Genomic DNA, 23,338 nt, shown 5'->3' on the forward strand with positions numbered 1-23,338 from the left:
GTTCGGCGATGCGCCGATGCGGGACGCCGCCACTGCTTCGAGGACAAGAGGCCGCGGGAGGGCGTCCAAGCGCTCCAACTCGGCGGCGACGCGTGCGCGTTCCACGCCGGGTTCCAGAAGGAGCCGCCGGCGCGGTAGAACTTTCCCTACTTCATCACCGGCCCGCGCGAGGCGCGGGCTGGCCCCTTGGGCTCGGCCCCTCTGCGCCTTCGGCGCCGGGGCCGGCCCCTGGGGCCGCAGCGAGCTACGGCTCTGAGTCGAGACCTGGACGGACAATGCCACGGTCAGGACGATGCCTCGGCGGGGGATCGGCCGGCACCGGGATGGAGGGGGCGCCATTTCCGGCTCCGGGTCCGTAGTGGCGTGCGCGGGGTGCTCCCATCCCGTCCGCCATCGACCCAGGCAGAGCCGAGCAGACGCGGCCCATGGCGTCCAGGTCGTTCGTACAGTGGCGCGCTCCACCTGGACGCCATGAACCACGCCCGCTCCACAGACGTGTGGGTCGACGGCGGACGGGATGGGAGCTGGGGAGACTGGTGGGTTAAGGCTCAAAGCCGCTCCGCCGGCCTCGGGATAGTCTGTGCGGCTCATGGGGCCCACGTGATCACGCCAAGCGGCCTCTGGGGAGGGGACAACGTGCACCCGTTGAGGGAGCTCTACAAGAAGTTCACGAAGACGCATCACACACCTGGCGACGAGGACTTCGCGAGGGCCGGGCCGTGTGAGTGCTCGCCCGCGTGGCCAGCACTTGAAACGACCGCCAACGGCTACGTGATGCGCGCGCTGCCTTCGTCGCACTACAGCGTCCTGACGAACCCCGAGGTCGGGACATTCGTCGCTCGATGCGCAGGATGTCACGCTCGGTACCCTGAACCCTGGGTTGTGGACACCACGGAACCCATGCCCTTCGCGTGGGCGCGGGAGTCTGACGAGCCGCCCAGTCAAGACCGCCCGGATTCCTGACACCAACAGCTGACACCAACAGGCGCGAACGGTGCCGATCGACGCTGAACCTCAGCGGCAGGCAGATCGAGGCATGGGGGAGGCTCGCGGAGGTCCCGCAGCCCTGTTGATCGACCTGATAAGGATGAGGTCCGCAGGTTGCGGTACAGCAGCGAAGTACAGCAACCCCAGCAACCGGTAGTGCCCCACACCAGCCCTCATGGGCTTCCCGACAGCCTGTATGACCTTCAATGACCGATCTCTGTAGAGCTACGGATCAGAAGGTGAAGCGTCACAACTGTTGCCTCGTCGACTGCCGAAGCGGCAATCGTCGTCGGCACTCCGCTCTGACGCTGCCCGTCGCTTCCCTTCGCCGCAGCCAGGACCGATCATGAGGTCATGGTGTCAAGCATCGTCGTTCAGTGCACCGATCTCCTACGCACCAGCGAGTACGACCTCTGGGAGAGGTTGCGGGAGGTTCTGAGGGGCCAGGGGCTCGATCCGGACCGGACGGTTGTCGTCGACCTCCTGCCAGAGGGCCCCGACCACGAAGATGGCCAAGTCATCTCCGACGACGGCCGGGTCTTCAAGTTCAGCCTCTTCTACGACCGCGTATCAGAGGACGGCGCCCGGAGCGCCTCCCTTCACGGCTGGACCGACATCACTGACAGGTGGCGGACCGGATCACGGGCCACTCTCACTGCGGGAGCCTTCGCGTGGAAGGCCCAACTCGAAGAGCGGGATTGATCGACCTACAGGCCGAGGTGGGAGGCCTTACCTTTGGTGCGCCCTTCAGCCGTGGCCTCGGGGCGAAGAAGCCCGTGCCGGACCTGTGCCAGATCGTGCAGGGAACCACGGGGAACACGGGGGAACCAGTCGACCACCCACCCGGCGCCGACGGCGCTCCGCCACAGGTCAGTCCCCCTCGCCAGAACGCTCACGCTCGGTCCCGTAGCGTGCGTCTTCCCGGTGGCCTCGGTGAGGAACGGGCGTTCGGCAATCTCGGCGTTGGTCGAGCCGGCGGCGGTGGGGTGGGAGACGTCCTTCTCGCGGGCCGTCAGTTGCTCTCCAAGTGATTTCCTACCTCACGCCCAACGACACGTAGTCATAGCGCCCATAATAGGAGTCGGCCGTGTATGTGTTGAGCAATCGAGGACCGCGCCACATCATGATCTTCTCGTAAGTAATGGGCAGGTACACCGCATTCTCGGAGACTTTGCGGTTGATCTGTTGGTAGATCGTTCCCGCCTTGACCGGATCCCGCTCGGCAATTGCACCGTCGAACAATGCATTGATCTCCGGATCGTTGAGCTCGCTGTAGTTGTTGTTGCCCGTCTGCAGGATGAATCGCCCGTCGACCAATGACCGCAAGAAACCCTGACCGGTTGGAAAATCTGCGGCGAAACCCATGAGGATGATGCCATACCCTCTATCCTTCACCGCCTGTGGTGACTTGAATAATCCAAAGAGCGCGGCGCCGTCGATCCGGTCAATCTTGGTGGTGATATTGACTTTCCTCAGTTCCTTCTGCAGGGCTGCAGCGGTTTTCAGTTCTACTGGTGTGTTTTTGCGCACACCAATGGTCGTGGAAAAACCGTTCGGCTTGCCGCACGCCTGGAGTTCCTTCTTGGCTTTTTCGAGGTTTGACTTTCCGTTGTTGTCGAGCACGCCATAAGGATCATATGTCGGGTCGGATCCCGCAATGGACGGAGGGAGCATATTCGGAGCGATATCGCCGCCCACGATTGGTCCACCTCGGGCCGTTTGAAGCGCCTTATGGTCGGCGGCGAAGATAATGGCTTTGCGGCAGTGAATGTTATCCATCGGCTTCACTGATTTCGGAAAGACTGCATATCTGGTGTATCCAGTCCTGGGATTGTCCAGGTGTCCCTTCAGGTCGGCGTTTCCCAGCACATTGGTGATGGCAGCCTGACTGAGTCCTGTCCCGTTCAGATCGAGATCGAATTCACCGTTGAGGAGGCGGTTGTCCATATCGTTCGCATCGGTGACGAAGGTGACCTCGATGCGGTCGGGTAGCGCCGGACGGATCGGATCGGATTCCTTGTTCCACTGTCCGTTGCGGACCAGGATCAGCTTGCGGTTCGGGTCGTACGAGTCGAACTTGTACGGACCCGACGAAAAAGGCCTCAGTTCGTACAGGCCTCCAGTGTCACGCTCACGTTTGACCGGGGACGCCGTCGGCAGAGCAAGCATCTGCTCGAAGTCGCTGTTCGGCTCGGCCAGATGGAAGACGATCGTCTTCTCGTCAGGGGTCTCGATGGCCCGCAGGCCCAGCTTCTGTGGATCCTTGTCGTTATACGGCCCCTTGTAGGTCTTCTTCGGATCGAGGGCCTTCTGGAGGTAGGCAGGGCCGCCGGAGATGACATCATCCGCCCAGCTCCGCTCAATGCCGTACTTGATGTCCTGGGATGTGATCGGCGAACCGTCCTCCCAGGTGCTGCCGTCACGTAGTGCGTAGGTGTACGTCGTGCCACTGTCCGAGACCTTGGCCAAGCCGGCGGCAAGATCAGGCACCAGGGTGGTGCTCTTGCGCCCTGGCTGGGGGGCGAAGGTGACCAACTGGCGGGTGTAGTAGCGGGCGAAGTCCCACACGAACCCGTAGTAAGTGCGCTGCGGGTCCCAGGAGTCGGCCTCCTGGGTGGAGACGAACCGCAGCGTGCCTCCCTTGGTATCCGATGCGTTGGCGATTCCTTTGGTGGCGGCGTTGTACCCGACGCCGGAGTCGGTTGTCCGCTGCGATGAATCGTGCAGCCAGTTCAGCGCGACTGGAATCCCAACGGTCAGCAGGCTGACGGCTGCGAGTCCAGACGTGAGGGCACGTATGAAACCGCGTTTGCTGCGACGCCCGTACCGCGTGCCGGCCGCACCCTGGTCCGTCAGGTCCTGCGCAGTAATGGTGGCGCGGCGAGAGTGCACCACGGTAAGCAATTCATCCGGGGTGGGTCGACGGGTTGGGTCCTTGTCCAGGCACTTTTCGATGATAGGCCGCAGCGGATCGGGCAGGCCGCTCAGGTCGGGGTCGTGATGGACAATCCGGTAGGCGGTCACATAAGGATAATCCGAATCGAAGGGTGCACGGCCGGTGGCCGCGTAGACGATGAGCGAGCCGAGCGCAAAGACATCGGTGGCCGGGCTGATTGCCGGCGGAACGTGCCATTGCTCAGGGGCCATGAACGGCGGCGTTCCGACTACTTGGCCAGTTTTGGTGTGCACTTCGCCGGCACTGCGGTCGATGGCTTTGGCGATACCGAAATCGATGACCCGTGGTCCGTCATCGGTAATGAGCACGTTGCTGGGTTTCAGGTCCCGATGGATCACCCGTGCACGGTGGATGTCGCGCAGGGCTTCGGCTAATCCGGCAAAGAGTTGCCACAGCTCTTCCACGGGTATGGGGCCATTGTCCTGGATGTGCCTCGAGAGAGTCGAGGCAGGTACGTAAACCGTGGCCATCCAGGGGTGTCGGGCGTCCGGGTCAGCGTCTACCACTGGGGCGGTAAAGGCACCGCTGACTCGCCGGGCAGCCGCCACCTCTTGACGAAACCGAGCCCGGAACAGGGGATCTTCCACCAGGTGTGAGTGCACCACCTTGACGGCCACACGACGACCCGACGGGGACTGGGCCAGGTAGACCTCACCCATGCCGCCCGCGCCGAGTCGGGAAACCAGTCGGTAGATTCCGATTGTTCGATTATCAATGCCGTCGGCACCTTTATCCGGAATTGGCATGTCCTCCCCTGCCCCACGCTTGCCGTCGGACAGATTAGGGCGCCCTCACACCCCTAGGAGCCCGATCGCCCAGGGGCGGACAGTACCGTTACAGAAAAGCGGAACCGTGCTGCACGTTGTTGTCGCTGAGCAACCCCGACACCGCGTCGTAACCCTTGCTCTTCGTCCCGGCCTGGCAGAAGGCCGGCCCGGTCTACTTGTTCTCCTGCGGTGACCGCGGACTCGGCTGGGCCAGACACCCACCCGCAAACCCTGGGCAGCCACAACGACCTCGCCCACTCCGCAATGCTGCCGAGAACCACAGGGAACAGGGGGACTGGCCAGACATGTGCCCTGGGCTTCGACGCCGCTCAGTCGCAGGTCAGCGCCACAACTGTCGCCAAGAGACCCGAGCTTCCCAAGGTCAGATTTTCAGTCGGATGTCTAGTGATCCATCGCTTCACTGCCGTTCAAAGCGTTACTGATCACTCGAAGGCGACCCTCGGGCAGAGCGAATGCGTTGCCGGGGTTTCGGTACGGATAACCGCCGTCGTTGATGCAGACGCCGTCTGCCAGCCTCCAGTGGGCAGGAGCCCATAGGGGGCGCCGTTCGCGACTGCAGGTCCGCGGTGGCGTGCGCGGGGAGCTCCCATCCCGCCCACCATCGACCCAGGCAGAACCGAGCAGACGGCGTACGGGATGGGAGCTGGGGAGAGTGGTGGGTTGTTGTGGAGTGCCGGGTTCACCGGCCGCCTCTGGTCTCGATATGGACCCTCGTCAGCGCAAACAGGATCAGGAGGTCGAGTGTCATCGCAGGGATGGCCCACAACGGGTAGTACGGAACGAACATGAACTGGGTGATCAGGCTGACCCCTGCCACCGCTACACCGGCCCCGCGCCCCCAGCTCTTGTCTGTCAGGACTCCCAGGCCGGTAATGACAAGTGCCACTCCGATCACAAGGTGAATCCAGCCCCAAGCGGTCAGGTCGAACCGGTAGGCGTACCGGGACGCGGCGAACAGGGTGTCCTGTGCGATGCCGGACGCGCCCATAAGAATGCTGAGGGGCCCGCTGAGCAGCAGCATGATCCCGGCGAACGAGGAGGCGTCATTGATCGTTTCGCCGCTGCCGGGCTTTCCGGGGCCTCTCCGTGTCCTGTCCGGCACCGTCGTCATGGCAGCACCCTTCCTCTACAGCGCGGTCACCGACGCACACTGCCCGTGCGAGGTCGGCCACGCTCCCGCTGACAGCATCACCGCAATCCTTCGGCACCGCGACTGCAACCCTCTTCGCCATCACGGCATTGCCGGAGGTGCCGCGAAGGGTGCCGCTGGCTCCGCCTGGCCCAGCACTGGCCCTGGACCCAGCTGATCACCACCGCGTTCGCGCGACTCCAGGCACTGCCGAATTCCCGGCTGACCAGCAATAACGCCCAGCCCCAACGAGCCGTTCCACGACCGGAGCAGTGGAACCCGGCGCCAACCCGACGCGACAGCCGGGCCGCGACCGGGCCCGCCACGCGCCTGAGCAGCCGAAACGGCCCGCGGGACGAACCAACGGGCCGTCACGAAACATCGAGGCCAGTGGCCCGTGATTCCCCGGTGCCGAAGAGAAGTAGTTGATACAGCCATCGATCTGCTGCATACCAACTGTTCAGTTTGGCCAGAGTCTGGCGCAGGTCCATACCTGCTGGGTAGCGTGCGCGCACCCCCCCGCTTCCCTTCGGTCCCGTATGGGGCCATGAGTCGCATGAGGAGAAACGGGATGCCAGATCCGTTCCCTTATCCCGAATACCAGCCGCACCGGTCAGGCGCGCCGTACCGCCCCGCGCCTCATTTCTCCTCTTCCGATGTCATCTACGCGTGGCAGCAGCATCAGGAGTTCGACAGTGGGACGACGTCGCCTCACACGGGACTCGGTCACCACAGCGACCTACGTATGTTGCGCCGCGCCTACCGCACCCAGCGGCGCGTGGCGACGTTGACGGCGCTCGGATACTTCACGCTCTTTCTTGTGCTGTCCGCGTTCGCACCGTCGTTGATGACGGGCACTGTCTCAGGCGGCCTGTCCACGGGGCTGCTTCTCGGGCTGCTCCAGGTACCCGTCACCTGTCTGGCGGTCGGGCTGTACGAGCACGCCGCGCGTCGCAGGGTCGACCCGATTGCGGACCGCATTCGCAAGCAGGCCGAGCTGGACGTGAAGCGGGGAGTGGCATAGTGAGCGGTTTCAGCAGTTCCACGCAAGCGATGTCGTTGGTGGCATTCACGACGGTCGCTACGATCATCCTGCTGCTGTGCGTGATGACAGGACCCGATGGTGACGACCTCGACGAGTTCTACACCGGGTACGGATCGCTGTCGCCGATGCGCAACGGCCTTGCCATCGCCGGGGATTACATTTCCGCGGCGACGGTCCTGTCCACAGGCGGGGTGATCGCGCTCGACGGGTACGACGGCGTCGTCCTGGCGTTGAGCATAGCCCTCTCTCTCATGCTGCTGATGTTCCTGCTGGCCGAACCGTTGCGCAACGCGGGCCGGTTCACCATGGGCGACGTGCTTGCGCGGCGGATGCCCGGCCGCAAGGTACGCATCGCCGCGTGTGTGGCGACGATCGCGGCCCTGCTGCCGATGATGCTCATCCAGCTCGCCGGCACCGGTGATCTGCTGGCGTTCATCCTTGGCTTTTCCAGTGACTCGCTGAAGACTGGATGCATCGTCGGGATCGGCGCACTGATGATCAGTTACGCGGCGATCGGCGGGATGAAGGGCACAGCCCTCATCCAGGTCTTGAAGATTGTGATGCTGTTCGGCTCCGGCGCGGTCGTGGCCGCGCTGATTCTGCGGCAGTTCGACTGGGACCTGGGCAAGCTGTTCTCCGCCGCGGCAGCGCACAGCGGCGTGGGGTCGGCCTTCCTGCACTCCGGTCTCCAGTTCGCCGGTGGCCCCAGCCCCCGGCTCGACATGATCAGCTCGGAGCTCACCGTGATCCTCGGCGGCGCCTGCCTGCCGCACGTCACCATGCGCATGTACACCGCGACCAGTGCCCGTCAGGTGCGCCGGTCGATGTCCTGGGCTGTGTCGTGCGTCGCACTCTTCATGTTGATCTGCACGGTCGTCAGCATCGGGGCAACGGCGCTGATCGGGCGCACGACGATCGCCGGCGCCGACCCGACGGGCAGGACCGCGTATCTGCTGGGCTCACGGGCCGCGTTCGGAACGGACGTTTCGACGTCCGAAACGTTCCTGTTCACCATGGTCACAACGGCGCTTTTCCTCACCCTGCTCGCATCGGTCGCCAGCATGATCCTGGCCTGTGCCAACACCCTCGCGCACGACCTGCTCGCACGCCGTGAGACGACCCCCGGCCGTGAGATGACCATCGCCCGGGTCTCCGCCCTGGCGGTGGGCGCCCCCACCATCCTGCTGGCCGCCCTCGTCCAGCACCACAATCTGCAGCCGCTGGCTCTGCTGTCGGCCTCCATCGGTGCATCCGCACTCGCACCGGCACTGGTCTACAGCCTCTTCTGGCGCCGCTACACCCGCACGGGTCTGCTGTGGACCTTGATCGGCGGCACACTCGCCACCCTCGTCCTCATGACCGGCACCAACCTCGTCTCCGGTTCCCCCTTCTCCGCCTTCCCGCACTCCGACTTCAACTGGTTCCCGTTCACCACCACCGGCCTTGTCTCCATACCCCTGGGCTTCGCTCTCGGCTGGACAGGGACAAAGATCTCCGGGCGGCAAAAGGCGGAGGAACAGCGCCAGCAGTACGAGGCGGTCGAAGCATGGATTCTGGCGGGGGCGGCGAGACGAGGAAGCTGAATTCCGCCGAAAGCACCGCCCAGGCGGCCTGGGCACCGGCCAGGCCGGACTGCTGCGGTACCGGCTCCAGCAGTACCTGTGAACCCGCGGACGGACAGCCGACCCCGTGCGGTCGTGCCAGATCGTACGGGAAACCACGGGGAACACGGGGGAACACGGGGGAACAGGCCGACCTCGCACCGGGCGCCGATACGACTCAGCCGCACGTCAGCCTCGGAGCAAGCCCCAGATGCCCTCAGTTTCCCAAGCTGAGGTCATTGGGCTTCGACGTGACCGTTCAGATCGAACATCAGCCACTCCAGCCACGCCGCCGTCACGCCCAAGGAGCCGGCCCACTCGTGCATGGCCCCTACATAGGCGGCGTACCGAGCTGGCCAACGACGGGTGCTCGCTGCTTCCTTGCTGGACCAGCCGACGCGGTAGAACTTTCACGGTCAAGGACATGCCTCCGGTGGGGGATCGGCCGGCACCGGGATGGAGGGAGCGGCCTTCCCGGCCGCGGGCACATCGTGGCGAGCGTTGGGGGCTCCCATCCCGTCCACCATCGGCCCAGGCAGAGCCGAGCAGACGCGGCCCGCTCCACGGTGTGTGGGTCGACGGCGGACGGGATGGGAGCTGGGGAGAGTGGTGGGTAACTGATGGTGGTGAAGGTGCGGCTCGAAGGACGGGCACACGAGCCAGCCCTCAAAGACTTCGCCGGACTAAGACCATCGCTTAGTGATCGTCGCTGGAGACTCCGGGGCCGCCCACACCTGGATACGGATCTTCTCGGTGGTCTCGGGGCTCTTGTCGGAGTCGACGTCGGCCTGAGCTGCCCGAGCCAGGTTGCTCCGGGACGCGCGGATGCGGTTCCAGCCTGACGCGACCTCGAACGTAGCCGCATCGGGGGCGTAATCCGTGCAGCCCAGGACCATCAGGCGACCCGACGGCACATCGAGGCTGGCCTCAACAACGTGATCGAATTCCGAGCTGTCATCACTCGGCTCCTGAGGCAGGACGACCACAGTGACGGATACGTTGACGTTGACCACCGTGCCGATACCCAGCGCATCCTGTGCAACCGCGAGGTGATCGGCAACGGCCTGGTCCGTCCACGCGTCGCTTAGATCACCGTCTGAGTCCGCATCGGATATGTGTATCTGGAAGTAGTCGGCGAAGAGGGTGAGCTCCGTCGTTGTCGTCATGGCGGCAGAGTGCCATGCAGCACTGACAGCCGTAGATGCGATAGCCGCCCACGCTACGGATCAACGGCGCCTGTGCCCCCGGTGTGCCCGAGCGAGCGGGGAACACCGGGGAACGACGGTCCCTCACGGTCAGCGTCCATGACGCAGGCCCCCGACCGATGTTCCTGGTCAGAGGCCTTCAACCTGCGCGGTGGGTGGGGGATTTGAACCCACGGTGACTCGCGCCACGACGGTTTTCAAGCCTTCTCCCGGCGCTTGAGCTGTGCTTCGGTCTCTTCCTGCACGATCTCGCTACAGGCAGTATGGCTATGTGAGCCAGGACGAGAGGGCGGACCGATTGACGGCAGCGCTTTGTGACTCGGAATCGGAATCGTGGTCTCGAAGAGCCGCGGCCGGCCGACAGCTTGCGGCGTGGGCTGAGCGGGAAGAGGTCGGCCCAGTCCTTGAGCGGCTCCTACTGGACGCCCACGACACCGGAGTTACGCAGGAGACGGCGCAGGCCTTGCTCGAACGGAGGGACCAGGTCGGTCTGCGCGCGGTGCTGGCGGCGCTGTCGCGGGCCGAGGGGTGGACCGCCGACCAGCTCGACGGCGAGGTGTTCGGCTACCAGAGTTGGATGATCGCCGACGACCGGACGGACGAGTTCGTGGACCAGCTTGTGAGACTCGCCGCCGACCAGGACAAGGGAGTCCGTGACGAAGCCCTGCGGCTGTCACGGCCTGGGGAGCAGCCATGAGTAAGCGTCGGTACGTAGCCAGAGGCGTGCCGGGCGGTTACCGGATCTGGGACAACCGAGGGGACAAGCGCGCAGGCACAGGTTCCCCTGACTGGGCCTACAACTGGGCAGACGGTACAGGTCTGCTCGGGATGGACCAGCCGGAGGAAATCGACGCGGCATTTGACCGCGGCGAGCCGCACGTCGGAGTGGCCGTGATCGGCCTTGCCCTCAATTACTCCGATCCCGTGGCCATCCTTCCCCGGATCGCCCGCGCTCTCCGCTCGGACTCGGAAGAACTGCGCCGACAGGGCACGGTCGCGCTAGCGCACGTTGCACGTCTTCACCACTCGGTCGATACCGAGTGCCTGGCCCTGTTGCGAACCCGCCCCAGGGGCAACGAAGCCGACGACGATCTCTGGACGTTTGTCCCGCACCGGCGCTTGCCTCTCTGGCTCTGGCGTCATCACCTGCCCCAGCACACAAAATGGCTACTTTGGGGCCGCTGGCGCGCTTGAGACCGCGCACCCCCGGCCATCCACCGTCGGAGGCGAGTGCTAGCCGTGCTCGTTGCGTGCCCGATCCGGCGGGATCTCCCGGGGTCTCACGGGGAACCGTGGGGCCAGTCGCGCTCCAGCCCAGGTCAGGGACTTCCCAGGTCAGGGACTTCCCAGGTCAGCCGCCATCCACATACGCCGTCTTCCGAACTGGGACTCTGCCCCACTTCTGGGCCATCTCCTCTCGATCAGCCGGCTGGCCATCTACCAATGAGGCCGCATGCCCGACAACAACGGCACGCTGTTCGCGTTGATCGGCATCGCCATGGTCGTCATCGTGCTGGCCCGGGCGTTGTACTCCGCGGTGGAGGAGCCCGCGGAGAAGTGGTGGCGGCGGCACACGCCGCAGCGGTGGCTGCGGCAGGGCCCGCCCGGCGGGCGAACAGTGGCAGTTCCGCCGCATCGCCGGCCAGAGACCGAACCGCGCGAGCCGGTCGCCACCACGTCGTGAAGCCGGCCTCATGACCGACCGCCAGCTCTTGACGTGTCCGTGTCTTCAGCGGCGCGCGGATGATGCCGAAGGCACGGCTGGGGCGGTGGGCCCGTGCGAGCTAGGCGGCTGTGGCCGCCTCCACGACGGCATCGAAGTACCGCCATCCGTCTACTTCGATCACCTGCTCGGACGCAAAGAGGTCCAAGGTCGGGGCAGCCGCGTCCAGAAGGCGGCGGACCGTTCCGGGCTCGTACAGGTTGAGACAGTTGTGGTCCGGGAGACGCAGCACGGTTCCGGACAGGAAATAGCAGTTCGAGATGATCCGGTCCGAATCCGGGCGAAAGGTCAGGGCCAGTCGGCGCCGATCGCCCTCGGGGTAGCCCTCGGGGTAGAGGGAGAGCGTCAGGCGGCAGTCCTCGTAGGCGGGCTTCACCCGCTGCCGGACCGTCCAGTACCAAGTGGTGTCGTCCACGACGAGGCGGCGGAGGCGTCGGTCGTTCTTCACCGAGACACCGTAAGCGGCCGACCCGGTGTGAGCACGGGGATTTACGCCGGACCATGCGATCTCCCGGCGGCGACCAGGCGAGGGCGCCGTCATGCGCGGCGGATGACCAGCACGGCCACGTCGTCGAGGTGGCCCACCGCGACCGCGGCGCCGAGGACGCGGTCGGCGGTCTCCTCGGCGTTCAGTCCGTCACGGAGGGCCGCGCCGGCCAGTGTTCCGGCTCGCTCCAGTCCGGCGTCCAACGTGAGGCCCGGTCCTTCGACCAAGCCGTCGGTGACCATGACCAGCGCACTGTCCTTTTCGAGGGTGAAGGTCGCCTCGCGGTACTCGGTGTCGGGCACGACTCCCAGGACCGGGCCGCCCGGCAGCTCGTGGATGCTGTGGCTGCCGTCCTTGCGCGCGCACAGCAACGGCACGTGGCCGGCGCTGGTGCCGATGACCTGTCCGTCGCGTGGATCGAGATGCAGCATGGTGCAGCTGGCGAATCGTGGGGGAACCATCGTGGTCAGCAGCTCGTTGGTGCGCATCAGCACGGTCCCCGGATTCCGTTCCTGGGCGGCGATCGCGCGCATGGACAGGCGCACCTGTCCCATGAGGGCGGCGGCGTCCACGTCATGCCCTTGAACATCGCCGATCTCCAGGGCGACCGCGCCGTCGGGCATCTCGAAGGCGTCGTACCAGTCTCCGCCGATGTCCAGCCCGTCCCGGCTCGGCCGGTAGCGGGCGGCGACCTCCAGGCCCGCGAGATGCTCGGGCAGCCTGGGGAGCATGGTCTTCTGCAGTGCCGTGGCCAGCTCGACCTGTGCCTGCTGCAGCCTGATGCGCCTCAGCGCCTGGCCCGCCAGGTCGGCCAGCGTACCCACGAGGGTCCGCTCGTCCAAGGACGGCCGGTATCCGCTGCTGTAGGTCACCAGCCATCCCCCGAGCGGTTGGTTGCCGGCCTCGGTGAGGGGCATGATCGAGACGGCGTAGTCGGAGCCGAGTCGGCCGAGCCGCGGAAATTCGGCCCCCTGTGGCCAACGGCGGATGTAATCCTCCCGGTCGGCGATGAACTGCGGCTTGCCGGTGCGGATCGCCTCGGGCAGGGCGCTCGGATGGTCCAGCGGCAGGCCGTGCAGGACGCCGGCCTCCCACATGGCTATCCCGGCATCGGTGGAGACGCGCAGGCGGCCTTCGTCGACGAGTGCGAGCAGGGCGCCGCTGGCGCCGAAGGTCGCGGCGAGCCGGGTCAGGACGACCTGCTCCAGCTCCTGCTCCGTGGCTGCGGTGATCAAGGCGGAAGAGAAGTCGGCGATGTCCTTGGCGCGCTGTCGCTCGGCGGTCAGTGCGGCCTGTGCCTCCTCCTTGCGCTTCTCCTGCTTGGTGTCGTCGCGGATCAGCCCGAAGATCCGCTCGGGGCCGTCATATCCCAACTGGATCCGACGGGTCTGGGCGGCCAGTTGGTGCCAGCCCTCGTGCTGGGGGAGGTACCGCAGTCTCACCCAGGGGGACTGCTGGGTGGGGGCCGAGCGCAGGAGCTGCCGCAAGGCCTCCTGGTCGTCAGGGTCCACTGCCGACATCACTCTGGAAAGCGGCATGGTGGGATCCGGGAAGAGCGCGGCCACGGTCGGTGCGCCACCGAGCCACTCCAACTGGTGGTCATGGGGTGAATACATCCACAGGCCGAGGTGGGCGGCCGTGGTGGCCATCCGGAACGGGATCAACAGGCTGGTCAGGTCGTTCCGCGCGTCCAGTGCGTGCACCCAGACCAGCTGCTCGTCACTGGCGGGATCCTTCACCGGCCGCGCCTCGATCAAGCTGGCGACGGGTGCTCCGCCTCGCGCGGGGAAGTCCAGCACCCGCATCGCGACCGCCTTCGTCTTGGCGGCGTGGTTCACGAGACTCTCGGCCGACATCCGCTGGCCTGCGGGCCACAGATCGCCGAAGGCACCTCCCAGGCACTCCTCCGCCGGCTTGCCCAGCGCCGTGGCCATCGCGGCGTTGAGGCTGCGGATGACACCGTCCAGCGTCAAGAGAGCCGCCGGGCCGGTCGTGTCGAGGAGTTCGTCCGAGGTGTCCATCTGCGGCTCCCTGGCCCGTTTCAAAACAGCCCCTTCACGGCCCCTTCATCCATAATTACGCATTTTGTCGCGCCAGTGGGTCCACCAGGTTCAGGACGTGAGTGCCTGGTGCTCCGCCGCTGGATCAGGACCGTGCCGGGCATGCCGTGGCGTCCGGCCTCGTCATTCCTCGGCGAAGACCAGGTCCTCGATCGGGTGGGTCAGGCGTACCGTCCCGCCGTTGACCTCGACCACGTGGTGCAGGCCGGTGAGGGTCTTGGCGGTGGGGCCCTGGGAGAGGACGCGGAATCGGTCGGCGCCGCCGAAGAGGTAGCTGGGGAAGCAGTCCAGCGAGGAGTCGGGTGCGAAGCGCAGGTGGTCCGCGAGGCGGCGGAAGAGCTTCGGGAGCAGCACCAGGTCGTCCGTGAGGGAGGACAGGCCGGTGATCGCCGCCCCGGTGGTCGTCATGTCCTTGGCCCATACGCCCAGGCCCGCCGACCTCGCCTGCTGGGACACCGCGGTCAGCTCGGTGCGCAGGTCGGGGAAGAGGTTCGCGTAGAAGGTCGGGAAGACCAGGCCGAGCGCGAGCAGGTGGTGGTTGGCGGTGGTGCGGAGCAGCGGTACGTCCACGGTGATCCAGTCGCCGCTCTTCTTGCCCGCGGGGGGTGCGCCGCGACCGGCCAGCGCGACGCAGCGGCTGTGTACGTCGATCGCGCTCGCCAGGATGAAACCGGGCACGCTCTCCGGAGTGCTGGCGATGACCTTCTCACCCGCGTGCTGGACGGTGGTGAAACCGAGCCAGCTCAGCAGCTCGTCCCGGGCGGCGTGGGCGCCGAGGTCCAGTGGCTGGTGCACCTCGTGCGGGCCCGTGCCCAGATAGTGGGTCTCCAGCGCGTCGATCGCGTCGAGCCGCAGGTTGGCGCCGCCACGGCTGTTCCGGTGGGTCTTGTCGATCTTGTGCGTGCCGGGGATGTCGTACCAGAAGGCCGCGTCGTGCGGGTCGAAGCGGACGGTGTCGCCGTCCGGTTTCGCGTTCAGGATCCGGTAGTCGCCTTCGATGAGGAGCATGGGCATGAGTACCTCCGCGTCAACGCCGGTGACTCATTGTTGCCGCGCGGAGGCTCCCTCGTACCCGGAGCGACACGGATTTACGACGTTTGTGGCGGGCCCTCGTGGGCGTGCTTCAGCTTCGCGCGGGCGTCCACCGTGTCCGGCGGGGCGACCTCCGACCAGAAGCGGTGGCAGGTGACGAAGACGGCGAGTTCTCGTTCACGTTGGCGGAGCTTCTCGACCTCGGCCTGTTCGTCGGGTGTCCAGCCGGGGGAGGCGGGGCGTTCCACCTTGCGCCAGCCCTTGTCGTCGCTGAAGCCGTCCAGGGGCTCCACCGACCAGGGGAGCCGCTTGAGCAGGGCCAGGAGCTCCGCCCGGACCTGATGCAGCTCCTCCTGGCCTGCCAGGAGGTCACTCGGGAAGTCATAGGTCGCAGCCACGCGGCAATGGTACGCCTGTTCGAATTTGAGGTGCGAGTTCCTTCGGGGACTTCACGCGAACGGGTGGGGCGTCCACGGCGGACGGCTTCCTGCCGCGGCGGCCCGAACGGTCAGGCGTCGTCGGCGAGTTCGCGGCTGCGCGCGTTGGCCCGGTCCACCTCGGCCATGTGTTCCTCGGCCCAGGCCCTGACCACGGCCAGCGGAACCTCCAGTGACAGGCCGAGCGGAGTGAGCCGGTAGTACACGCGCGGCGGCACCGACGGCTCCACCCTGCGGTCGACCAGGCCGTCGCGGGTCATGCCCTGGAGGGTGACCGACAGCATCTTCTGTGAGACCCCGGGCATCCTGCGCTGCAGTTCCGCGAAGCGCACCTCCTCCGGGGACGCCTCCGCCAGCACTTTGACGGCCATCGACATCCACTTCGTACCGATCCGGTCGAGCAGGCGACGGGTCGGGCACAACGGATCGAACAGATCGCCGCGAGTCCCGTCGCTGGGCTGTGGCGGAGAAGGGGTCATGAGGGGGTCACCTGGGGCTCACTACCTGTCGTGGAAGTGCGGTCTTGGCGTCTCCAGGTTAGTTACCTAGCGTTTGGTTGTCACCATTGGTAACCGCCCACCGCACCTGGAGGTCTCATGTCCGTCGCGCTCCGGCAGGTCAAAGCCAACGGCGTCGAACTCAACGTGGCCCTGGCCGGCGAGGGCCCGGCCGTTCTGCTGCTCCACGGCTTCCCGCACACCTGGCAGCTGTGGACCCACGTCCTGGACGGGCTCGCCGGGCGGTACCGGGTCATCGCACCGGACCTGCGCGGATGCGGCGCGAGCGCGCGCACGGCGGGCGGCTACGACGCCGGTACGCTCGCGGCCGACGCCGAAGCCCTCCTCGACGCCCTCGGGGAGACCTCGGCCGCCGTGGTCGGCATCGACGCGGGCACCCCGCCGGCCTTCCTGCTCGCCATGCGCCGCCCCGATCTCGTCCGGCGACTCGTCGTCATGGAGTCGCTGGTGGGCAGGCTGCCGGGCGCCGAGGAGTTCCTCGCCCACGGCGCGCCGTGGTGGTTCGGCTTTCACGCGGCACCCGGCCTCGCGGAATCCGGCCACTCGGAACTTGGCCTCGCGGAATCCGTCCTGACCGGGCACGAGGACCGGTACATCGACTGGTTCCTCGACGCGGGCACCCTCGGGCAGGGCGTGGATCCCGCCGTCCGCGACGCCTTCGTCCACGCGTACACCGGGACCGAGGCCCTGCGCTGCGCCTTCTCGTACTACCGGGCGCTGCCCGAAAGTTCCCGGCAGATCCAGGAAGCCGTCCGTACGGCCCGGCTGACCGTGCCCACCATGGCCATCGGCGCCCACCCCGTGGGCAGCGCGCTCGAACAACAACTGCGGCCGGTGACCGACCACTTGATCGGCCACGTCATCGAGGACTGCGGACACATCATCCCGCTGCACCGCCCGGACCGGCTCCTCGCCCTGCTGGGGCCGTTCCTCGCCCCGGCGGGATCAACGGGATCAACGGGATGAAGGGGTCAGCTTCAGCATCACGGCCGACGGCAGTGACGGGTTGGCCGCGGCCGCCTCCGCCACGCGCCTCTCGACGTCGCTGAGCAGTTCGACGATGACTGGTACGGGCAGGGACGGGTGGGCGGCGGCCAGCGGTCGCGCCTGTCGGTCGGTCAGGCAGGCGAGCAGGGACGGTGCCGTCGCGTTGCGGTGGCGGGCCACCTCGCGGAACGCCTTCTGGACCGGTGGGTCGTGTCTCGTCACGTGCTCCAGGAGGGACGGCGACGCGTCCGGGTTCGTCGCCACCTTGGCCAGCACCCGGACTCCGTGACGGTCGATCATGTCGCGCAGTCGGGCCTCGGAGAGGCCGGGGTGCGGGGCGATGGACTTGAGCACCTTCGCGTCGGTGTCGGCGGCCAGCGCGTCGCGTATTCCGGGCGGCAGATCACGTCGTGCGGCCAGGAGCATCCGTACGGCCGGATCGGGAGACGTGGCCAGGCTCTCGACCTCGGCAGGGGTGGCGGCGGCGATCCGTGGCAGCAGGGTCGCGCCGATCTTGGTGGTGCCCGCCAAGGAGGTGAGCAGGTCCAGCGGCACCCGGGGATGGTGGGCCAGGCTGCGCCGTACGTCGGGGCTCACGTCGGTGGCCAGCGCGCGCAGGTGGGTGGCGTCGACCGCGGGGTTCTCGGCGAGGTCGGCCCGTGTGCCGGGCAGCGGGTCGTCGGCCAGCCGCCCCCATACGTCCGGGGGCAGATCGGGTCGGGCGGCGAGCGACCAGCGCAGCAGCGCCGAGGAATGGCCGGCGAAGCCGGCGGCGGCCCGGGCGGGAGTGGCCGGGTTGCTCAGTGCCTGCCGCCACATGTCGTGCACCGTGGACTCGTGGGAACCGGTACAGAACGCGCCCGGCGGCAGGTCGTCGGCCGGGTGCGGGTGCGGGTGCGGGTGCGGGTGCGGGTGCGTGTACGCGTGAGCGGCTGGAGTCCGCTCTCGGTCGCAGACCAGGCAGCGCAGCGCCGGAGGCAGCCCGTCCCCGGTCAGCAGCATCTCCAGTACGGCCGGTGGTGTCGCCTCGTTGGCCGCCACCGCGCGGCGGACCTCCGCATGCGGGTGTCGCGCGAGCCGGGCGGCCATGTCCGGGGTGGTCCACAGCGCGAGCTCGGCCACGACCGCGATCTCGGAGTCGGCGGCGAGCGTGTCCGTCACATCGGGGGGAAGGTCCGGGCAGGCGGCCAGCTTCTCGCGGCGCTCGATGACCGGATCCGTCGCGAAGCGGCGCGCCCACTCCGGGAGGCCGGCCCCCGTGTCGAGCAGGGCGAGCGCGGCTTGCGGCTGGGCCACGGGATCGATGTCGGCGGACGTCAGCCGTCCCTCGTACGCGAGGTGTACGGCGGTGCCCTCGTCGCGGGCGGCCAGGGCGAGTGCCTGGGCGTGGCTCAGGTCCGGGCGGGCGGCGAGTTCCGTGGCGATCTCGTCGTCCGCGACCGTGATCAGCCGGTCGACCAGCTCGGAGGGGAGGGCCGGGTTGGCGGCGAGCCCGCGCAGGATGTGGTTCACGGGGGCACATCCTGCCCGGGGCGGGCGCGAAGCGCCCGTGGATTTCCCTTCGGCTCCGTCGGCTCCCCGTATCAACTCAACAGGATTGCTCAGCTCGGACTGCACAGTTTTAACTGGACAGCTTGAGCTGGACAGTCTGAGCTGAAGATTCTAGCGTGGGGGTATGGACGACAGCAGGGACGGCGCCGAAGGCGCGGACGGTGTCGACGGGATCTCCGGGTCCGCCGCCCGTGCCGCGCGGGATCTGCGGGTCGCGTTCAACCGGCTGCGGCGGCGGATCCGGGAGGTCGCCGAGACGGAGGGGGAGACGCAGGACCTCACGCCCTCCCAGGTGTCCGCGCTCACGCTGGTGAGCAAGAGCGGCGCCGCGACGGCCAGTGGACTCGCGGCCGCCGAGGGGGTGCGCCCGCAGTCGATGGCCGCCACGCTCGCCGCGCTCGACCAGTACGGGCTGATCGAGCGCAACCCCGACCCCGGGGACGGCCGGCGGCAGCTCGTCACGCTCACCGAAGCGGGGCGCGAGCGCATCGAGGGCACCCGGCAGGCCCGTGCGGAGTGGCTGGCCCGGGCCTTCGAGGACCGCTGCACGGAGGCCGAGCGGCAGACCGTCATCGAGGCCATGGCCGTACTGGACCGGCTCACCCGGCCGTGATGCCCAAGATATCCGGACTCGCTCGCTCCGACCGGCCCTCGCGCCCCCGCCCCGCGGACTCCTTCGACCGGCGGCTGATCGCCCCGATGGTCCTCGGATCCGTACTGAACCCCATCAACTCCGCCATGATCGCGGTGGCGTTGGTGCCGATCGGGGCCGCGCTCGGGGCACCGCCCGCGCAGACGGCCTGGCTGGTCACGGGGCTCTACCTGGCCACCGCCGTGGGGCAGCCCGTCATCGGACGGCTCGTCGATACGTACGGACCTCGCCGTCTCTATCTCATCGGGACGGCGCTCGTCGGGATCGCCGGGCTGCTCGGCGCCCTCGCTCCGAGCCTCGGCGCGCTGGTCGCCGCCCGGGTGCTGCTCGGAGTGGGCACCTCCGCCGCGTACCCCGCCTCGATGAGCCTCACCCGCGGTGAGGCCGAGCGCACCGGGCGGGACAGCCCGGCCGGAGTACTGACCGCGCTCGCCGTCTCCGCCCAGACCGTCTCCGTCGTCGGCCCCACCCTGGGCGGACTGCTGATCGGCGTGGGCGGGTGGCGCACCATCTTCCTCGTCAACGTGCCGCTGTCGGGGGCCTGTCTGGTCCTCGGTGTGCTGCGGCTGCCGAAGAGCCCGGGCGGGCGGCGGGAGAGGCGGAGCGTCGATCCGCTCGGCATGGCGCTGTTCGCCGGCCTGCTCGCCGCCCTCATGTTCTTCCTGATGAAACCGCGGGCCGACCACTGGTGGCTGCTCGTCCTCGCCGTCGGCTCGGCAACGGCCTTCGCCCTGCGGGAGGTTCGCGTCGCGGAGCCGTTCATCGATCTGCGGGTGCTCGGCGGCAACGTCCCCATGCTGGCGACCTTCCTGCGTCAATTCCTCAGCTTCACGACGGCGTACGCGTTCCTGTACGGCTTCACGCAGTGGCTGGAGGAGGGGCGGGAGCTGTCCGCCGCCACCGCCGGTCTCGTACTGCTGCCCCTGTCGCTCACCGCACTGGCCGTCTCCGCCGTCACCGGGCGCCGCGAGGCGATCCGGGGCAAGCTCGTCGTGGGCAGTCTGGTGCAGATCGCCGGGTGTGCCGCGCTGTTGGGCGCGAACGCGGGCAGCGCGATCTGGTTGCTCGGCGCCGTCGGGATCGTCATGGGCATCCCGCAGGGCCTCAACGGCCTCGCCAACCAGAACGCCCTCTACCGGCAGGCCGACCCCGCCCGCATGGGCTCCGCGGCCGGACTCCTGCGCACCTTCATGTACCTCGGCGCGATGGTCGCCTCCGCCGCCGACGCGGCCGTCTTCCCCCATGGCGCCGACACCGGGGGCCTGCACGACCTGGCCCTCTTCATGCTCGCCGGAGCCACGCTGCTCCTGGCGGTGACCCTGCTCGACCGATCCCTGCGCACCCCCGCGCCCTGCACCCCCCGAAAGGCCTGACCATGGCTGTCACCACGCTCGACCCGAAGACCGCGCTCGTCGTCATCGACCTGCAGAACGGCATCGCCGGAAACCCGGGCCTCGCCCCGCACCCGGCCGCCGAGGTCGTGGAGCGGTCGGCCCGGCTCGCGGACGCGTTCCGCGAGCAGAGCCTCCCCGTCGTCCTCGTCCGGGTCACCGCCGCCGCCGACGGCGCGGACGGCGTCCCCGGGCGCATCGACGGCCCCGCCCGCGCCCCCCGTGTCTGGCCGGAGGGCTGGGACGTCCTCGTCGACGAGCTCGCCGGTCACCCGGAGGACATCGTCGTCACCAAGCGGAACTGGGGCGCTTTCTACGGCACCGACCTCGACCTGCAGCTGCGTCGCCGCGGGATCACCCAGATCGTGCTGGTCGGCATCGCCACCAGCATCGGCGTCGAGTCCAGCGCCCGCGCCGCCCACGAGCACGGCTACCACGTCACCCTGGCCACCGACGCGATGTCCGACATCGACGCCGAGACCCACCGCAACAGCGTCGAGCGGATCTTCCCGCGTCTCGGTGAGACGGGCACGACGGACGAGATCCTGGAACTGCTGGCCAAGACCCACGCCTGAGCCGCGCGTCGGGTGAACCGTAGTCGGGGTGAGCCGTAGTCGGAGTGACCCGTAGCCGGGGTCAGTGGCGGCGGTCGCCCTCCAGTTCCTCCCGCCCCTCCAACTCCCTCACCAGTCCCCGCGCCACCGGCACGGCCACCCCGTGCCGGTCCGCGGCCCGCAGCAACGCGCCGCCGATCGCGTCCAGTTCGAGCGGACGGCCCGCCTCGGCGTCGCGCTGCATGGAGGACTTGGTGTCCGGCGGGAAGGCGTCGTAGCGGGAGAGGGCCACGGCCGGGTCCGCCGGGCCGCCGCACGCCCGGCTGACGGCGGCCGTCTCCGTCACCAGGGCCGTCAACTCCTCGCGGTGGCGCGTACGGACCTCGCCCAGCGGCACCCCGTAACGGGTCGTCAGCAGCGCGAACGGCGCGAGGAACGACATCTTCGCCCACAGCGTCGCCGTCTCGTCGTCCGCCACGTGGACGGTGGGGCCGGTGGGGCCGGTGGGGCTGGTAGGGCCGGTGGGGCCGGCCGCCGCCAACACCCCGGCGAGCGCGTCCAGTCGGCCGCGCGGCACGCTCGCGCCGGTGAGGTCGATCTCGGCGAAGGGGCTGCCGTGTTCGATGACCCCGGGTGCGGTCCGGGTCGACTCGACGCGGATGACGGCCGGGGCGACACGGGCGGCGCCGTAGCGGGCGCGCAGTGTCGCGGGGTGTTCGACACCGTTCAGGAACGGGACCAGCAGGCCGTCGCCGAGCACCTCCGGCCGTACCCGCTCCAGGGCCGCGTCCAGCGCCGTGTGCTTGACGGTGATCAGGCAGGCGTCGACCGGTTCGCGCAGTTCGGTGTCGGCCTCCACAACCGCCGTGAAGTCCCCGAACCGGCCGCTGCGGACGAGGATGCCGTCCGTGCGCAGCGCCCGCGCCGTCTCGTCCCCGGCCAGGCAGATCACCCGGTGTCCGGCCCGCGCCACCAGCGCCGCCAGCAGTCCGCCGACGCCGCCAGGGCCCAGTACCGCCACGGTCGACCGTTCCTGAGACCGTTCGTCGGCCCGTTCCTTCGACTGGTCCTTGGTCATTGGCTGTTCGATCCTCTCGTCGGTCGGCCCCGGAAGGTGGCCGCCTCGATGTAGATCATCCCGCTACGGCAGCCGGACCGGCACCCCGGGCTCCCACAGGTGTGCGCGAGACTGGACGCATGTGCCGCAGCATCAAGACACTCCGCCCGCCCGTGCTCCCCGAAGAGGCCACCGAGGAGGAGATCCGGGCCGCCGCCCTCCAGTACGTCCGCAAGGTGTCCGGATTCCGCGCCCCGGCCGCCCACAACCGTGAGGTGTTCGACCGCGCGGTCGAGGCGATCGCCGCCGCCACGGCCGAACTGCTGGACGGCCTGGAGGTACGCGGGGCCGCTCAGCCCCAGCGCGCCGCCGGATAGCACCCCGCGCGTCCGCAGGTCCACGGGCCCGCAGGTCCACGGGCCCGCAGGTCCACGGGCCCGTGGACCTGCGGGCCCGCAGGTTCGTGGGTCAGGCGCCGGGGCCCGACTCCTGGGGTTCGGGACGGCGCATCAGGTACGCCGCGCCCGCCCCCGCGCCGAACAGCGCCAGGAACGACACGCCGGTCGCGAACCAGCTCGCGCCCAGCCACTGGCCGCCGAAGTAGCCGAGGGCGACGCTGTAGGCGGCCCAGGCCAGGCCCGCCACGATCGACCACGGCAGGAACTCGCGGACCCGGCGGTGGGCCGCGCCCGCGCCGAGTGAGACGACCGAGCGTCCGGCGGGCGCGAAGCGGGCGAGGACGACCAGCGCGCCCCGGGCGCCGCCGCCGCGCGCGAGAACCGCGCCGAGACGTTCCTGCGCGCTGGACAGCCGGCGCGAGCGGGCTATGGCCCGGTCCAGACGTTCGCCGCCGCGCCAGGCCAGCCGGTAGGCCACCAGGTCGCCGAGGACCGAGGCGGTGGCCGCGGAGAGGATGAGCGCCATGGTGTTGGGCACCGCCTGCCCGACGGCGGCCCCCGCGGAGCCCGCCGCCGCTGCCGTGGCCGCCGTGATGACGAGGACGCCGCTCGGCAGGACCGGCAGGAAGACGTCCAGCAGGACCGAGACGGCCACCGCCGCGTAGATCCATGGGCTGCCCGTCAGCGGCCCCACACTCTCCAACACCGAAACTCCCCTGTACTCCCCCGTTGGCACGACCTCGCCGCTACGTCGCGGGGGAGCGGCAGGCGGCCTGTGAC

The 23,338-nt window shown here is 68.4% G+C and carries 23 protein-coding genes and 1 pseudogene; 11 read left to right on the forward strand and 13 right to left on the reverse strand.

All coding sequences use genetic code 11. The features are described from left to right. The first annotated feature begins 1,341 nt into the window (after nt 1–1,341). Nucleotides 1,342–1,689 carry a hypothetical protein gene (locus tag ACZ7M3_RS15365; protein WP_472063630.1) on the forward strand — a complete coding sequence of 116 codons (348 nt, stop codon included), beginning with the start codon at nt 1,342–1,344 and terminating at the stop codon, nt 1,687–1,689. 5 nt (nt 1,690–1,694) lie between these two features. Here the strand turns inward: ACZ7M3_RS15365 and ACZ7M3_RS15370 are convergent, their stop codons facing one another. From ACZ7M3_RS15370 to ACZ7M3_RS15380, 3 genes are all read right to left on the reverse strand, one after another. Continuing rightward, nucleotides 1,695–2,003, reverse strand: a complete 309-nt coding sequence (locus tag ACZ7M3_RS15370; RefSeq protein ID WP_472063898.1) for a hypothetical protein — start codon at nt 2,001–2,003, stop codon at nt 1,695–1,697. Nucleotides 2,004–2,022: 19 nt separating this feature from the next. After that, a complete protein-coding gene (locus ACZ7M3_RS15375; protein ID WP_472063632.1) occupies nt 2,023–4,689 on the reverse strand; it encodes an ABC transporter substrate-binding protein in 2,667 nt (888 codons plus the stop codon). 721 nt (nt 4,690–5,410) lie between these two features. Continuing rightward, the gene (locus tag ACZ7M3_RS15380; protein ID WP_472063634.1) at nt 5,411–5,842 is read right to left on the reverse strand and encodes a DUF7144 family membrane protein; all 432 of its coding nucleotides are present in this window, start codon (nt 5,840–5,842) and stop codon (nt 5,411–5,413) included. Between the two features lie 589 nt (nt 5,843–6,431). On the opposite strand from ACZ7M3_RS15380, the gene ACZ7M3_RS15385 reads away from it, so the two are divergent. Both ACZ7M3_RS15385 and ACZ7M3_RS15390 read left to right on the forward strand, forming a co-directional pair. Next, complete coding sequence (locus ACZ7M3_RS15385) at nt 6,432–6,884, forward strand: DUF485 domain-containing protein (RefSeq protein WP_472063636.1); 453 nt, start codon at nt 6,432–6,434, stop codon at nt 6,882–6,884. Between the two features lie 29 nt (nt 6,885–6,913). Continuing rightward, nucleotides 6,914–8,488: a sodium/solute symporter gene (locus ACZ7M3_RS15390; RefSeq protein WP_472063638.1), complete on the forward strand. Its 1,575-nt coding sequence runs from the start codon at nt 6,914–6,916 to the stop codon at nt 8,486–8,488. 254 nt (nt 8,489–8,742) lie between these two features. Here ACZ7M3_RS15390 and ACZ7M3_RS15395 read toward each other — a convergent pair. Next, nucleotides 8,743–8,874 (reverse strand): annotated as a pseudogene (locus ACZ7M3_RS15395) (hypothetical protein); the annotation flags it as partial. 315 nt (nt 8,875–9,189) lie between these two features. After that, on the reverse strand, nt 9,190–9,672 hold the full coding sequence (locus ACZ7M3_RS15400) for a hypothetical protein (RefSeq protein ID WP_472063640.1): 483 nt from the start codon (nt 9,670–9,672) through the stop codon (nt 9,190–9,192). 310 nt (nt 9,673–9,982) lie between these two features. On the opposite strand from ACZ7M3_RS15400, the gene ACZ7M3_RS15405 reads away from it, so the two are divergent. The 3 genes from ACZ7M3_RS15405 (at nt 9,983) to ACZ7M3_RS15415 (ending at nt 11,395) form a co-directional block, all read left to right on the forward strand. Continuing rightward, nucleotides 9,983–10,408 carry a HEAT repeat domain-containing protein gene (locus ACZ7M3_RS15405; RefSeq protein ID WP_472063642.1) on the forward strand — a complete coding sequence of 142 codons (426 nt, stop codon included), beginning with the start codon at nt 9,983–9,985 and terminating at the stop codon, nt 10,406–10,408. Then, complete coding sequence (locus ACZ7M3_RS15410) at nt 10,405–10,905, forward strand: hypothetical protein (RefSeq protein ID WP_472063644.1); 501 nt, start codon at nt 10,405–10,407, stop codon at nt 10,903–10,905. The genes ACZ7M3_RS15405 and ACZ7M3_RS15410 overlap by 4 nt, the downstream gene beginning before the upstream one ends. Nucleotides 10,906–11,164: 259 nt before the next feature. Further along, the gene (locus tag ACZ7M3_RS15415) at nt 11,165–11,395 is read left to right on the forward strand and encodes a hypothetical protein (protein WP_472063646.1); all 231 of its coding nucleotides are present in this window, start codon (nt 11,165–11,167) and stop codon (nt 11,393–11,395) included. Nucleotides 11,396–11,495: 100 nt separating this feature from the next. On the opposite strand, the gene ACZ7M3_RS15420 is transcribed toward ACZ7M3_RS15415, so the two are convergent. The 5 genes from ACZ7M3_RS15420 to ACZ7M3_RS15440 form a co-directional block, all read right to left on the reverse strand. Further along, nucleotides 11,496–11,882, reverse strand: a complete 387-nt coding sequence (locus tag ACZ7M3_RS15420; protein ID WP_472063648.1) for a hypothetical protein — start codon at nt 11,880–11,882, stop codon at nt 11,496–11,498. A gap of 89 nt (nt 11,883–11,971) precedes the next feature. After that, nucleotides 11,972–13,942, reverse strand: coding sequence for a SpoIIE family protein phosphatase (locus ACZ7M3_RS15425; RefSeq protein ID WP_472063650.1), 1,971 nt, complete (start codon nt 13,940–13,942; stop codon nt 11,972–11,974). Nucleotides 13,943–14,104: 162 nt separating this feature from the next. After that, on the reverse strand, nt 14,105–14,995 hold the full coding sequence (locus ACZ7M3_RS15430; protein WP_472063652.1) for a nuclease: 891 nt from the start codon (nt 14,993–14,995) through the stop codon (nt 14,105–14,107). A 74-nt stretch (nt 14,996–15,069) separates the two neighbouring features. Beyond that, nucleotides 15,070–15,411, reverse strand: coding sequence for a hypothetical protein (locus ACZ7M3_RS15435; protein ID WP_054230980.1), 342 nt, complete (start codon nt 15,409–15,411; stop codon nt 15,070–15,072). Nucleotides 15,412–15,521: 110 nt separating this feature from the next. Next, entirely contained in the window at nt 15,522–15,929 is a 408-nt protein-coding gene (locus ACZ7M3_RS15440; RefSeq protein ID WP_472063654.1) for a winged helix-turn-helix transcriptional regulator, read from the reverse strand. A gap of 117 nt (nt 15,930–16,046) precedes the next feature. Here ACZ7M3_RS15440 and ACZ7M3_RS15445 point away from each other — a divergent pair, with 117 nt between their 5' ends. Then, nucleotides 16,047–16,934, forward strand: coding sequence for an alpha/beta fold hydrolase (locus tag ACZ7M3_RS15445; RefSeq protein ID WP_472063656.1), 888 nt, complete (start codon nt 16,047–16,049; stop codon nt 16,932–16,934). On the opposite strand, the gene ACZ7M3_RS15450 is transcribed toward ACZ7M3_RS15445, so the two are convergent. Then, nucleotides 16,923–18,467, reverse strand: a complete 1,545-nt coding sequence (locus tag ACZ7M3_RS15450) for a hypothetical protein (RefSeq protein ID WP_472063658.1) — start codon at nt 18,465–18,467, stop codon at nt 16,923–16,925. The two genes, ACZ7M3_RS15445 and ACZ7M3_RS15450, sit on opposite strands and share 12 nt — an antisense overlap. 163 nt (nt 18,468–18,630) lie before the next feature. On the opposite strand from ACZ7M3_RS15450, the gene ACZ7M3_RS15455 reads away from it, so the two are divergent. From ACZ7M3_RS15455 to ACZ7M3_RS15465, 3 genes are read left to right on the forward strand one after another with little or no spacing between them, the layout of a single operon-like run. Continuing rightward, a complete protein-coding gene (locus tag ACZ7M3_RS15455; RefSeq protein WP_472063660.1) occupies nt 18,631–19,119 on the forward strand; it encodes a MarR family winged helix-turn-helix transcriptional regulator in 489 nt (162 codons plus the stop codon). Then, nucleotides 19,119–20,531 (forward strand): MFS transporter, encoded by a 1,413-nt coding sequence (locus ACZ7M3_RS15460; RefSeq protein WP_472063662.1) that lies wholly within the window; start codon nt 19,119–19,121, stop codon nt 20,529–20,531. The genes ACZ7M3_RS15455 and ACZ7M3_RS15460 overlap by 1 nt, the downstream gene beginning before the upstream one ends. Nucleotides 20,532–20,533: 2 nt before the next feature. After that, entirely contained in the window at nt 20,534–21,124 is a 591-nt protein-coding gene (locus ACZ7M3_RS15465) for a hydrolase (protein ID WP_472063664.1), read from the forward strand. A gap of 61 nt (nt 21,125–21,185) precedes the next feature. On the opposite strand, the gene ACZ7M3_RS15470 is transcribed toward ACZ7M3_RS15465, so the two are convergent. Beyond that, nucleotides 21,186–22,181, reverse strand: coding sequence for a ketopantoate reductase family protein (locus tag ACZ7M3_RS15470; RefSeq protein WP_472063666.1), 996 nt, complete (start codon nt 22,179–22,181; stop codon nt 21,186–21,188). A gap of 119 nt (nt 22,182–22,300) precedes the next feature. Between ACZ7M3_RS15470 and ACZ7M3_RS15475 the strand changes: the two genes are divergently transcribed. Then, nucleotides 22,301–22,537, forward strand: a complete 237-nt coding sequence (locus tag ACZ7M3_RS15475) for a DUF2277 domain-containing protein (RefSeq protein ID WP_095854920.1) — start codon at nt 22,301–22,303, stop codon at nt 22,535–22,537. 91 nt (nt 22,538–22,628) lie between these two features. On the opposite strand, the gene ACZ7M3_RS15480 is transcribed toward ACZ7M3_RS15475, so the two are convergent. Further along, nucleotides 22,629–23,264, reverse strand: a complete 636-nt coding sequence (locus tag ACZ7M3_RS15480) for a DedA family protein (RefSeq protein ID WP_261684462.1) — start codon at nt 23,262–23,264, stop codon at nt 22,629–22,631. Nucleotides 23,265–23,338 lie beyond the last annotated feature (74 nt).

The sequence above is a fragment of the Streptomyces sp. NPDC111656 genome (genome assembly GCF_055656965.1).